The organism is Acetobacter okinawensis (assembly GCF_002153655.1).
Taxonomy (GTDB): domain Bacteria; phylum Pseudomonadota; class Alphaproteobacteria; order Acetobacterales; family Acetobacteraceae; genus Acetobacter; species Acetobacter okinawensis_A.
In genome coordinates, this window is sequence record NZ_JOPJ01000142.1 from 1 (window position 1) to 233 (window position 233).

1 protein-coding gene is annotated in these 233 nt (G+C 59.7%); it reads right to left on the bottom strand.

Going from position 1 to position 233, the window contains the following annotated elements; all coding sequences use genetic code 11:
• Positions 1-233: hypothetical protein (locus HK26_RS13115; protein WP_143296391.1), on the bottom strand; the 233-nt coding region annotated here is incomplete at both ends.

The following is a 233-nucleotide window of genomic DNA, read 5'->3' on the forward strand; positions in this document are numbered from 1 at the left end:
GCGTTTGTGGCGTCAGACAGCGCATCCACACTGTTCAGGTAGGACTGGGAGGAGGCGTCTGTCAGGCTGACCCCGGAGCGCAGGAGCTGCTGCTCCGCCTGCATATGGTTGATCAGCTTTTGCCGTGCCTCATCATTCTGCCCAAGGGTGGCGGTCTGGGCCTGCAGCACAGAGATCTGGTCATTGTTGGCCGATGTCTGCTGGCTCAGGTTTATGTCAGATGTGGCATGGGC